Genomic DNA, 11,870 nt, shown 5'->3' with positions numbered 1-11,870 from the left:
CCCCACGTGGGGTACGGCGTGCCCGGTTCGTTACGCCACGCGTGCCCGTGCCCGCCAGGGCGTCACGCCACCCGGGTCCGGGCCCGGCCGCCCTGCCGGGCCGAGGCGAGCAGCCCCCTGAGCGTGCTCAGCCAGCCGACGGCCACGAATGCGGCGCCGACCAGCAGCCCGACCGCGCCGTTGAGCGGCATCACGATGCCGACCGCGCCGCCGAACACCCACGCCATCTGGAGCAGCGTCTCGGAGCGGGCGAACGCCGAGGTGCGCACCAGCTCGGGCACGTCCCGCTGGATCAGCGCGTCCAGCGCCAGCTTGGCCAGCGCCTGTGCGAACCCGGCGACCGCGGCCAGGCAGGCCACCAGGAACGCCCCGAAGAGGATCGCCGCGACGACCGCCGTGCCGAGCACCACCGCCACCACCGTCACGATGATGATTTCCGGCGCGCGGGAGCGGAACCAGGCGCCCACGGCCGTGCCGAGGGCGTTGCCCGCCCCGGCCGCGACGCCCACTATCCCCAGCGACACCGCCGCGCTCTCCCCGGTCAGCGGGTGCTCGCGCAGCAGGAAGGCGAGGAAGAAGATCAGGAAGCCGGACAGGCAGCGCAGGGCGGCGTTGGCGCCGAGCGCGTGCGTGACGGCCGGCCCGACCGTCCGCAGCCCCGGCCGCCTGGCCTGCCCCCGGTGCGGCCCGCGCAGGTGCTGCTCGTCGGCCGCGAGCAGCGCCACGTCCTCGCCCTTGGCCGAGTCCACCTTGGGCGGCAGGGAGAACGACAGCAACGTACCGGCGACGAAGATCACGAAGGCGCCGTAGAGCGGCCACGGATCGCCGAGGGCGTGCAGCCCCGCCGCGACCGGCGCGGCGGCACCGGTGGCCAGCAGCCCGGCGAGGGTCACCCGGGAGTTGGCCTTCACGAGCGAGAACCGCGGCGGCAGCAGCCGCGGCACGACGGCACTGCGGACCACCCCGTACGCCTTGGACGCCACCAGCACGCCCAGCGCGGCCGGGTACAGCTCCAGGCTGCCGCTCGCCACCGCCCCCGAGATGATCAGCGAGAGCAGCGCCCGCGCCAGCATCGCCCCGGCCATCGCGGCCCGCCGCCCGTGCGGCAGCCGGTCCAGGAGGGGGCCGATCACCGGCGCGAGGACCGTGAAGGGCGCCATGGTGATCGCGAGGTAGAGGGCGACCCGGCCGCGCGCCTCGTCGGTCGGCACCGAGAAGAACACCGTGGACGCGAGGGCCACGGTGACCATGACGTCCCCCGCGCCGTTCACCGCGTGCAACTCGATCAGCTTGCCCAGACCCGACTCGCCCGCGCCGTGCGCGTGCGTGGCCCTGCGGATGCCGCGGGCCGTTCCGGTCACGGGAAACTGCAGGGCACGGCCGACCGAGCGGACGGCACCACCCACCCGGCCCGAACCGCCGCCCCGACCATTCGCCCTGTCCGCGGCTGCCACGACGTTCATAGTGCCCCGAGATACGGCCGGATAGTGCGGATCGGACGGGTGTGGCGGCTCACGACCCCGGTCGGCGCAGGCAGAGGGGCGGGTGGGAATATGCACGAATCCCGTCCGGTGTAGCGTGCCTATCTCAGCCATAACGCAGAATGGATGGCAGAGGTGCGCCCAGGCGCGCGGATGCAGACGTCGATGCGGTCCCCAGGTCCGCTCCGTCGGCGAAACCGCCGGAGGCAGCCGCACTCGACGAGACGGCGTAGGAGAGAAGCGATACCTGTGAGCGCAGCGACCACGCGAAGCCGCACCCCCGACCGCCTGTGCGCCGAGGCCGTCGACCTCGCCCGCGCCGCCGCCGAGGAGGCCGCCGCGCCCGGCGTGGTCGGCGAGCACGCCGGCCTGGTGTCGGAGGGCGACCGCGTCGTCACGCACTTCTTCGCGTGCGAGGAACTGGGCTACCGCGGCTGGCGCTGGGCGGTGACGGTGGCCCGCGCCTCCCGCGCCAAGATCGTCACGCTCGACGAGGTCGTCCTGCTGCCCGGCCCCGACGCCCTCCTCGCCCCCGAGTGGGTCCCGTGGAGCGAGCGCCTGCGCCCCGGCGACCTCGGCCCCGGCGACCTGCTCCCCACCGACCAGGACGACCTGCGTCTGGAGCCCGGTTACACGGGCGAGGAGGAGCCGCCGCCGAACTCGGCGGTGTCCGAGGAGATGCGGGAACTGGCGGAGGCGGAGGACGCCGACGTCACGCCGGGCACGCCCGCCGTCCAGCCGACGACCCCTTCGCGCGGCACCATCGCGTCCTTGGCCGAGGAACTGGGCCTGCGCCGCGCGCGCGTCCTGTCCCGCTACGGCCTGCACACCGCCGCGGACCGCTGGGAGGAGGCCTTCGGCCCGAAGACGCCGATGGCCCAGGCGGCCCCCGCCACCTGTGTGAGCTGCGGCTTCCTCGCCCCCATCGGCGGCTCCCTCGGCCAGGCCTTCGGCGTCTGCGCCAACGAGTTCTCCCCGGCCGACGGCCGCGTGGTCTCCCTCGCCTACGGCTGCGGCGGCCACTCGGAGGCGGCGGTCATGCCCAAGCCCCCGCAGCCGGCCCCGCCGGTCGTCGACGAGACCCGGGTCGACGCCTTCCCGCTCCGCCCGGCCCGCGACTCCGGTTCGGTGCCGGAGACCGGCGACGACGAGACGGCGGAACTCGGCCACTCCTGACCCCCCACGCGCACCTCGGCCCACACCGTCTTCCGCGGCGCGGGCCCGTGCGCCGTACCCCAGCGCTCCGCCAGCGCCTCCACGAGGAGCAGCCCCCGCCCGCCCTCGGCGTCCGGTTCCGGACGGCCGAGTTCGGGCAGCCGGTCACCGCGCGTGTCGGTCACCTCGACACGGAGCGTGTCCCCGACGGCGTACAACGTCAGCCGGAAGTCCCGTCCGGCCACCCGGCCGTGACCGGCCGCGTTGGCGGCCAGCTCGGCCACGATCAGCTCCGCCGGGTCCAACGGCAGGCCCCAGGAGCGCAGTTGCTCCCTGGCGAGCAGCCGGGCGAGACGGGCCCCGCGGGGCGTGGGGGAGAGCCGCACCGTGAAGTGCGGGACGGGGGTGGAGATGTGGGTGGAGATTTCCTGGTTCACATCACTCAGAGTGGCTGTGCCTGTTACCCCTGAACAGTGACGACGCGGTTGCGTAGGGTCACTGTCCAGCGCGTGTCCGGTGGTGTCCGGGCATGTCGAGAAGGGGGTGGTGCGGTGTGGGTGAGGAAGAGGAGCCGGGCTGGGAGGTCGAGCCGGACGACGAGTGGGGCGTCGCCGTCATCGCCACCGTGGGCCGCCAACTCAGGCTGCGCCGGGAAGCGGTGGCCCTGCGCGCCGCCGACTTCGCCAAGGCCGTGGGCTACAGCGAGGACATGGTCTACAAGGTCGAGTCGGGCAAGCGGATTCCTCGGCCGGAGTACCTCGACAAGGCGGACAAGCTTCTCGATGCGGGTGGGTTGCTCGCGGCGATGAAGGAGGACGTGGAGAAGGTCCGCTATCCGAAGAAGGTTCGGGCTTTGGCGGAGGTGGAGGCGAAGGCGGTGGAGCTTCAGCTGTATGACCCGCTCAGCGTCCATGGGTTGTTGCAGACGCCGGAGTACGCGCGTGCGCTCCTGATGATGCGGCGCCCGGCGTACAGCGACACCGAGATCGAGCGGTACGTAACGGCGCGCATGGCTCGCAAGTCCGTCTTCGAGCGGGACCCGGCCCCGGAGATCAGCTTCGTCTTGGAGGAGTGGACCCTGCGTCGGCCCCTGGGAGGGCGGGAGGCGCTCCGTAGCCAGCTGCAACATCTGCTGGAAGTCACAAAGTTGCGGAATGTCGAGCTACAGGTGATGCCGATGGACCGCCAGGAGCATGCTGGAGTGGACGGGAGTATCGAGATGCTGAAGTTCTCCGACGGGTCAGCCGTAGGACGGTCGCCCGCATTGGCCAATGGCCGACCGGTCGAGCAGCCCAAGCACCTCCGTATCCTTGAGCTGCGCTACGGCATCATCCGGGCCCAGGCGCTCACTCCACGCGAGTCGACATCCTTTATCGAGCAACTGCTGGGGGCAACATGATCCGTTGGTTCAAGAGCAGCTACAGCAGCGGCAGTGAAGGCGACTCCTGCGTCGAAGTCGCCCTGGACTGGGACGCCGCCCCCACCCCCGCCACCATCCACATCCGCGACTCCAAGCAGGACAACGGCCCCCTCCTCACCGTCGCCCCCGCCACCTGGACGGAGTTCGTCACGTACGCCGCCCGGCGCTGAATCACCCGGTGAGGCTCGCCTCGTGGACCGTTTCGAGGCTCGCCTCCTTGCCGGTGCGTTCCAGGCGCAGGCGGGCCGAACGGCCGTGCAGCGTCAGCGTCATGAGCTGGTTGCCGAACCACGGCCCACCCCGCTTGCGCCACCGCACCGGCGGCTTGGGCGTGCGGCCGTGCCGGGCGAGGAGGCGGCCCAGGACGCGGGCCGGCGCGCTCCAGCCGACGCGGAAGCCGACCCGCATGGCCGCCGGCACGGAGTTGTGCACGGGTGAGCAGGTGAGCTGGACGACGGGCACGCCGAGGTCGCCGGAGCGCCAGGTGGCCTCGGCGACGTAACCGTGGTGCACGTCCCCGGAGAGCACGCACACGCTCGCCGGGGCGCCCGGTGCCGTCGCCACCTCGGCTATGAGGCCGGCTAGGTCGGCGAAGGAGCGGGGGAAGGCCGCCCAGTGCTCCAGGTCGGCCCCGCGGCGCAGCCACTCGCCGAAGCGGGCCCAGCGGTCGCCGCGTTCCCCGGCGCACAGGGCCGCGTCCCAGCCCTCGGTGTCGTGCACCAGGTGCGGCAGCAGCCAGGGCAGGGAGGTGCCGATCAGGAGGTGGTCGTAGGCCCCCTCGTCGCCCAGGACCTGCGCGCGCAGCCAGTCGGCCTCGCCCGGGTCCAGCATGGAGCGGCGGCCCTCCTCCAGGACCCGCGCGGCCCGGGAGTCGACCATCACCACCCGGACCCGGCCCAAGTCGCGCCGGTAGCTGAAGCGGACCGTGGCGGAGTCGGCGTCGGCCTGTTCGGCCAGCGCGCGCAGCGCCTTCGTACCGTCCGGGGTGGCCCGTACCGCGGCCCAGGTCGGGTCGTCGGCCAGTTCGGCGGGGGAGAGGTTGCCGATGTGCTGGTGGACCCAGTACGACATCAGGCCGCTCAGCAGCCGTTCCTGCCACCAGTCGGTGGCGCGCATGTCGGCGAGCCAGGAGGCGGAGGTGTTCCAGTCGTCCACGATGTCGTGGTCGTCGAAGATCATGAAGCTGGGCACGGTGGACAGCAGCCAGCGGACCTCCGGGTCGAGCCAGGACTCGTAGTAGAGGTGGCAGTACTCCTCGTAGTCGGCGACCTGGCCGCCGGGCGGCTCGTCCAGGCTGCGGCGGCCGGCCAGCCAGCGCCGGGTCTCCTCGGAGGTCTCGTCCGCGTAGATCTGGTCGCCCAGGAGCAGCAGGACGTCGGGGCGTTCGGCGCCAGGGTCGGCGGACAGCCGGCGGGCCAGGGTGTCGAGGGCGTCGGGGCCCACCGGGTCCTTGCCGTCCGCCGGGGGCGCGGCCCAGCGGCACGACCCGAAGGTGACGCGGACGGTGTCGCCGCTGCCGGGCGTGCGGATGACGGACGGCGGGAAACGGGAGTCGGGCAGGGGCCACACCGGGGTGCCGTCCAGCACCACCTCGTAGGAGGGGGCGGTGCCCGGTCGCAGTCCGGTCACCGTGACGAGCGCGTAGTGGTGCCCGGCCACCTGGAAGGTGGGGGCCGTGCCCGCCGCGCCGTCGGAACAGCGCACCTCGGCCGTGCAGGGCGCGCTCGTCTCGACCCACACGGTGGCGCGGGAGCCGTCGGTGTACCTCAGCAGCGGGCCAAGGCGCAGTTCGGGCATGTGATCGCCTTCCTGTCTCGGACGGTACGGAAAGGAACGGCCACAGCGACGGTACAGGCGTCTGGGACCCGTCCGGGCGGGCACGTGTGAGGAGACCGGGGCGGGGCGGCCCCGGTGCGGGGCGAGGCGGAAAGGTGGTGCCGTGGCCGAGCACGGGCGGGCGACGGAGGCACGGGAGACCCGGGGCACGGGGGGCGAGGACGACCTGCTGCGCGGGTTCGAGGTGGACGACCGGCAGCCGGAGCGGCCGGTGCTGCTGGACGCCGGCGGCCGGCCGGTGGAGACCTGGCGGGAGAACCACCCCTACGACCACCTGATCGGCCGGCGCGAGTACGAGCGGACCAAGCGGATCCTGCAGATCGAACTCCTCAAGCTCCAGCGCTGGGTGAAGGACACGGGGCAGCGGATCGTCGTGGTGTGCGAGGGGCGGGACGCGGCCGGCAAGGGCGGCACCATCAAACGGTTCACCGAGCGGCTGAACCCGCGGGGGGCACGCGTGGTGGCGCTGGACAAGCCGACCGAGCGGGAGGCGGGTCAGTGGTACTTCCAGCGGTACGTGACGCACCTGCCGGCCCGCGGGGAAATGGTCTTCTTCGACCGGTCCTGGTACAACCGGGCCGGCGTCGAGCGGGTCATGGGATTCTGCACGGAGGCCGAGTACCGGCAGTTCCTGCGGCAGGCACCGCTGTTCGAGCGGCTGCTCACCGACGACGGAGTCCTGCTGGTCAAGCTCTGGTTCTCGGTGTCCCGCGCCGAGCAGCGGACCCGGTTCGCCATACGGCAGGTCGACCCGGTGCGCCGCTGGAAGCTCTCCCCCACCGACCTGGCCTCGCTCGGCCACTGGGACGAGTACACCGCGGCCAAGGTCGACATGTTCCGGGCGACCGACACCGCGCACGCGCCCTGGACGGTCGTGAAGAACAACGACAAGCGGCGCGGCCGGCTGGAGGCGATGCGCAGCCTCCTGGACCGCTTCGACTACCCCGCCAAGGACCACGAAGCGGTCGGCACCCCCGACCCGCTGATCGTCGGCGCCGCGGACACCCTGCTCGAACCGGGCGAGGAACCCACGGCCCTGTCGCCGACCCCGCTGGCCGGACCGGGCGGCGGACCCGGGAACCACCCGGACCCCGCGGTGCCGGCCGGCCGCGGCCACAGCTGAGGAGGGACCCGGACCATGGGAACGGTGGTGCACGTCCCGCAGACACGGGACATGATCGGGGACGAACTCTCCGGCGACGAGGCCTTCACCGCGCTGCGCCGCTACGGGGGCACGCGCCTGCTGCTCGACGCCTTCTCCCGGTTCCGCTACGCCGACGGCTTCACCAACGCCCGCGCCCTCGGCTTCCAGATCGTGCTCGGCCTGGTGCCGTTCACCATCGCGCTCGTCGGCCTCGCCACGGCCGCGCACACGGAGAGCCTGGGGCGGATCGTCGAGCTGACCCTGGGCAGGATCGTGCCGGGAGCCAGCGCCGACGTGGTCCGCGAGGCGCTGCGCGGCACCCGCCGCACCGCCGGCTCCGACGCGTGGAGCACCGTCGCGCTGTGCCTGGGGCTCGCCTTCTCCGTCCTCAACCTCGCCTCCGCCATGGGCCAGGTGGAACGGGGCGCCAACCGGATCTACGGCATCGAACGGGACCGGCCCTTCCCGCGGAAGTACGGCAGGGCCGTGCTGCTCGCCTTCGCCGCCGGCGTGCCCATGGTCCTGGGCTTCCTGGTCCTGGTCGCCGGGCAGGCCGTGACCGCGGCGACGGCCGAGGCGCTGGGCACCTCCCGGCCCCCGGCGTGGTGGGGCGCCCTGGAGGTGCCCGTGGGAATCGCCCTCGCCTGGATCGCCTCCGCCGTCATCTTCCGCTGGTCGCCGCGCCGGGACCAGCCCGGGTACACCTGGCTGGCGTTCGGTTCCGCCGTCCACCTGGTGCTGTGGGTCACCGCGACCTGGCTGCTGACGCTCTACGTCTCCCGCAGCGGCTCCTTCGGCGCCGTGTACGGGCCGCTCACCGCCTTCGTGGCCCTGCTGCTGTGGGCCAACCTGACCGGCATCGCCCTGTTCCTCGGCATCGCGTTCGCCGCCCAGCTGGAAGCGGCCCGCGCCGGCCTGGGCCGTGCCGTCGAGCCGGACCCGGGGCCGGGCCCCTGAGCCCCCGGCCCCGGGGGCGCGGGTCAGGACGACTTCACGAGCCGGCGCACGTTGTCGGCCGAGCCGCACCCGGACTTCAGTAGACGCTCACGCTCCTCCCAGAACGCCGCGCCCAGCTCCGCGCGCCGCTCCGCCGCCACGTTCTCGCGCGCGCCGTTGAGGATCGTGCGCTCCTCCTCGTCGGCGTGGTGGGTGACGGCCTCCACCAGCGCCTCCAGCTTCTCGTCCCACTCCTCGGAGCCGACCTCCTCGACCTGTAGGAGTTCCAGCAGGGCCTCGTTGCCCTCGTCGTGCTCGTGCTCGCCGTGCTCGACCTCTTCGTCGTCGATGTTCTTGTACCGCTTCAGGGCGGGGTAGACCTTGGCCTCCTCGGCCAGCGCGTGCGCGATCAGCAGGTCCGCGAACTCCTCCAGCGCGGCCGCGCGGTCGGCCTCCACGCTGCGCATGAGGCGGAACAGGTCCTCCATGCGGCGGTGGTCCTTCAGGATCAGCTCGACGACATCCCGGGTCTCGGCCATGGAACGGGCACCACTTTCGTACGTACCGGCACTACCGTGCCAACGGATGGTCCCTACCGCCTACCCTCACCGTCCGCGTTGATGGCCTCCCCGCTTTGCGCTGTACCTTCGTCCTCACGTCGTAGAGGAGAGTCAACGTGAGCAAGTTCGTGCGGCCGGCGGCCGAGGGCGCCGACCCCTTCGGCACCGCCCGTCTGCGTCGCGGTGTCCTCGACGCCTGGGCGACCAGCCCCGCCCGGTTCCGGGAGGACGCCAACGCCGAGGAGGACCTGGTCCTCGGGGGGTACCGGGACCGGCTCGTCGTCGAGCTGGCCCAGAACGCCGCCGACGCCGCCGCGCGGGCGCACGTGCCGGGCCGGTTGCGGCTCACCCTCCGCGACGGCGTGCTCGTGGCCGCCAACACCGGGGCCCCGCTGGACGCGGCCGGTGCCGAGTCGCTGTCCACGCTGCGCGCCTCCGCGAAGCGGGACGCCGAGGCGACGCCCGGTGCCGTCGGCCGGTTCGGCGTCGGGTTCGCCGCCGTGCTCGCCGTCACCGACGAACCGGCGATCGTGGGGCGGCACGGCGGGGTGCGCTGGTCCCTCGCCGAGGCCAGGGAGCTGGCCGCCGACACCGCCCGGCACAGCCCCGGGCTCGGGGACGAGGTGCGGCGGCGCGACGGGCACGTGCCCCTGCTGCGGCTGCCCTTCGCCGCCGAGGGCACCGCTCCGGAGCCCTACGACACCGCCGTCATCCTGCCGCTGCGGGACGCCGCCGCCGCCGACCTCGCCGAGCGGCTGCTCGCGGGCGTCGACGACGCCCTGCTCCTCGCGCTGCCGGGGCTGGCGGAGGTCGTCGTGGAGGTCGGCGACGAGGCCCCCCGCACGATCAGCCGGCGTACCGACGGCCCCTTCACCATCGTGGAGGACTCCCGGGACGGCATCACCAACTGGCGCACGGTCTCGGCCGACGGGCCGCTCACGCCCGACCTCCTCGCCGGCCGGCCGGTCGAGGAACGGCTGCGGCCGCACTGGTCGGTGACCTGGGCCGTGCCCGTCGACGCCTACGGCGCCCCGGCCCGGCCCCGTACGAGCCCCGTCGTGCACGCGCCGACGCCGAGCGACGAGCCCCTCGGCGTGCCCGCCCTGCTCATCGCCTCCTTCCCGCTGGACACCACCCGCCGGCACGCGGCGCCCGGTCCGCTCACCGACTTCCTGGTGGAGCGCGCCGCCGACGCCTACGCCGCACTGCTCGCCTCCTGGCGGCCGGTGCTGGCCGGGATCATCGACCTCGTGCCGGGGCCGCTCGGCAAGGGCGCGCTGGACGGGGCCCTGCGGCAGGCCGTGCTGGAGCGGCTGCCGCGCACCGCCTTCCTGCCCCCGGCGGTCGAGGCGAAGGGCGACGACGAGCTGCCGGAGGCGCTGCGGCCCCGCGACGCCGAGATCGTGGAGGGCGCCGGCACGGACACGGTGCGGGTGCTCGCCGAGGTGCTGCCCACCCTGCTCCCGGCCGGGCTGGAGCGGCGCGCCGAGCTGCGCACCCTCGGGGTCGCCCGGCTGCCGCTCGCCGACGCCGTCGACCGGCTCGCCGGGCTGGAGAGGGAGCCGCGGTGGTGGTGGCGGCTGTACGACAGCCTCGCCGGGGTCGACCCCGAGCGGCTGTCCGGGCTGCCGGTGCCGCTGGCCGACCGCAGGACGACCATCGGGCCCCGGCAGGTGCTGCTGCCCACGCCGGACGCCGCCCGGATCGACCCGGACGTGCTGGGGCGGCTCGGGCTGAAGGTGGCGCACGCGGACGCCGCGCACCCGCTGCTGGAGAAGCTCGGGGCGCTGCCCGCGACCCCGCGCGCGGTGCTGACCACCCCTCAGGTGCGGGCCGCCGTCGCGGGCTCGCTGGAGGACGACGGCGCCCTCGGCTGGGAGGAGGACGCGCCGGACGCCGAGGAGCTGGCCGACACGGTGCTCGCACTGGTGCGGGACGCGGCGCTCGAACCGGGCGACGAGCCCTGGCTGGGCGCCCTCGCGCTGCCCGACGAGGACGGGGAACTCGCGCCCGCCGGTGAGCTGGTGTTCCCCGGCAGCCCCTTCGCCCGGGTCATCCGGGAGGGTGAACTGGCCGCCGTGGACGCCGACCTGGCGGAGAAGTGGGGTGAGCAGCCGCTCGCCGCGTGCGGGGTGCTCGCCGGCTTCGCGCTCGTCCGGGCCACGGACGTCGTCCTCGACCCCGACGAACTGGAGCCCCGGGACGGCGACTACGCCGAACCCGACGACGCCGGTCTGCTGGACGCCGTGGACGTGTGGTGCGAGGACATCCTCGACCGGTTCCCGGACAGCCCGGTGCCGCCGGTCGCCACCGAACTCGTCGCCGTCCGCGACCTGGACCTGGTGGACGACGACCACTGGCCCGAGGCGCTCGCCCTGCTGGCCCGGCCGCCGCTGCGGGACGCTCTGACCCAGCCCGTGCGCGTCCTGCTGCCCGACGGCACCCACGAGGCCGTACGGCCGTACACCGCGTGGTGGCTGCGCGGGCACCCGGTGCTCGACGGCCGGCGCCCGGCCGGGCTGCTCGCGGCCGGCGGCGACCCGCTGCTGCGCGGGCTGTACGACGAGGCCGACGCCACCGGGTTCGAGGACGAGCAGGTGCTGCGGGCGCTCGGCGTGCGCACCTCCGTCGGCGCGCTGCTGGACGAGCCCGGCGGCGCCGCCGAACTGCTGGACCGCCTCGCCGACCCGGAGCGGCCCGTCACCCCCGCCCAGCTGCACGGCCTGTACAGCGCGCTGGCGGAGCTGGAGCCCGAGCGGGTGACCCTGCCGGACGAGCTGCGGGCCGTGGTCGACGGGCGCGTGGAGGTCGTGGACGCCGGGTCGGCCGTCGTGGTCGACTCGCCGGACCTGCTGCCGTTCACCTCGGGCGTGCCGCTGCTGCCGGTCCGCCCGGCGCGGGCCGCCGAGCTGGCCGAGCTGTTCCAGGTGCGCCGGCTGAGCGAGTCCGTCACCGGGGAGGTGCACTCCGAGGGGAGCGAGCACGACGTACCGGACGCGGTGCGGGTGCTGCTCGGGCCGCGTACGCCGGGCACCTACGTCGAGCACGAGGAACTGGTCGTGGACGGCGTGGAGATCGACTGGCGGCTCACCGGCGACGGGGTGCTGCACGCGGCCACCCTGGAGGGGGTCGCGGCGGGGCTGGCGTGGGCGGCGGGGCAGTGGCCCCGGCGGTTCGAGGTGGCCGCGCTGCTGGAGGACCCGTCGCGGACGCAGGAGCTGGCGCGGGACCGGTGGTTCGACTAGCCGGGCCGGCTCCGCCGGGGCCGGCCCCCGCTGAAACACGCCCGCACAAAATTTTCACTACTCGTACAACCTTTCACTTTGTTCCCGCGTCAC

At 74.0% G+C, this 11,870-nt stretch carries 9 protein-coding genes and 1 pseudogene; 6 read left to right on the top strand and 4 right to left on the bottom strand.

Annotated features, from left to right (window positions below):
* Positions 1-62: 62 nt before the first annotated feature.
* On the bottom strand, positions 63-1,463 hold the full coding sequence (locus AB0947_RS10300; RefSeq protein WP_366749871.1) for an MFS transporter: 1,401 nt from the start codon (positions 1,461-1,463) through the stop codon (positions 63-65).
* 267 nt (positions 1,464-1,730) lie between these two features.
* Here AB0947_RS10300 and AB0947_RS10295 point away from each other — a divergent pair, with 267 nt between their 5' ends.
* On the top strand, positions 1,731-2,657 hold the full coding sequence (locus AB0947_RS10295) for a DUF3027 domain-containing protein (protein ID WP_366749870.1): 927 nt from the start codon (positions 1,731-1,733) through the stop codon (positions 2,655-2,657).
* A gap of 71 nt (positions 2,658-2,728) precedes the next feature.
* Here AB0947_RS10295 and AB0947_RS10290 read toward each other — a convergent pair.
* Positions 2,729-3,022 (bottom strand): annotated as a pseudogene (locus AB0947_RS10290) (ATP-binding protein); the annotation flags it as partial.
* Positions 3,023-3,189: 167 nt separating this feature from the next.
* On the opposite strand from AB0947_RS10290, the gene AB0947_RS10285 reads away from it, so the two are divergent.
* Together AB0947_RS10285 and AB0947_RS10280 are read left to right on the top strand one after the other, a co-directional pair.
* Complete coding sequence (locus AB0947_RS10285; protein WP_366749869.1) at positions 3,190-4,035, top strand: helix-turn-helix transcriptional regulator; 846 nt, start codon at positions 3,190-3,192, stop codon at positions 4,033-4,035.
* Positions 4,032-4,226, top strand: a complete 195-nt coding sequence (locus AB0947_RS10280; protein ID WP_366749868.1) for a DUF397 domain-containing protein — start codon at positions 4,032-4,034, stop codon at positions 4,224-4,226. Before AB0947_RS10285 ends, AB0947_RS10280 begins: the two co-directional genes overlap by 4 nt.
* Position 4,227: 1 nt before the next feature.
* Here AB0947_RS10280 and AB0947_RS10275 read toward each other — a convergent pair whose 3' ends face one another.
* Positions 4,228-5,853 carry an alkaline phosphatase D family protein gene (locus tag AB0947_RS10275; protein WP_366749867.1) on the bottom strand — a complete coding sequence of 542 codons (1,626 nt, stop codon included), beginning with the start codon at positions 5,851-5,853 and terminating at the stop codon, positions 4,228-4,230.
* Between the two features lie 142 nt (positions 5,854-5,995).
* Between AB0947_RS10275 and ppk2 the strand changes: the two genes are divergently transcribed.
* Entirely contained in the window at positions 5,996-7,015 is a 1,020-nt protein-coding gene (gene ppk2, locus AB0947_RS10270) for a polyphosphate kinase 2 (RefSeq protein WP_366749866.1), read from the top strand.
* A 15-nt stretch (positions 7,016-7,030) separates the two neighbouring features.
* A complete protein-coding gene (locus AB0947_RS10265) occupies positions 7,031-7,993 on the top strand; it encodes a YihY/virulence factor BrkB family protein (RefSeq protein WP_366749865.1) in 963 nt (320 codons plus the stop codon).
* A gap of 23 nt (positions 7,994-8,016) precedes the next feature.
* Here the strand turns inward: AB0947_RS10265 and AB0947_RS10260 are convergent, their stop codons facing one another.
* A complete protein-coding gene (locus AB0947_RS10260) occupies positions 8,017-8,511 on the bottom strand; it encodes a hemerythrin domain-containing protein (RefSeq protein ID WP_366749864.1) in 495 nt (164 codons plus the stop codon).
* A 137-nt stretch (positions 8,512-8,648) separates the two neighbouring features.
* On the opposite strand from AB0947_RS10260, the gene AB0947_RS10255 reads away from it, so the two are divergent.
* Entirely contained in the window at positions 8,649-11,777 is a 3,129-nt protein-coding gene (locus AB0947_RS10255) for a molecular chaperone Hsp90 (protein WP_366749863.1), read from the top strand.
* Positions 11,778-11,870 lie beyond the last annotated feature (93 nt).

Origin of the sequence: Streptomyces sp. NPDC047841, assembly GCF_040704085.1 — a bacterium.
GTDB lineage: Bacteria > Actinomycetota > Actinomycetes > Streptomycetales > Streptomycetaceae > Streptomyces > Streptomyces argyrophylli.
Note: the sequence above shows the minus strand (reverse complement) of the source record. Positions and strands in the feature narration are given on the sequence as shown.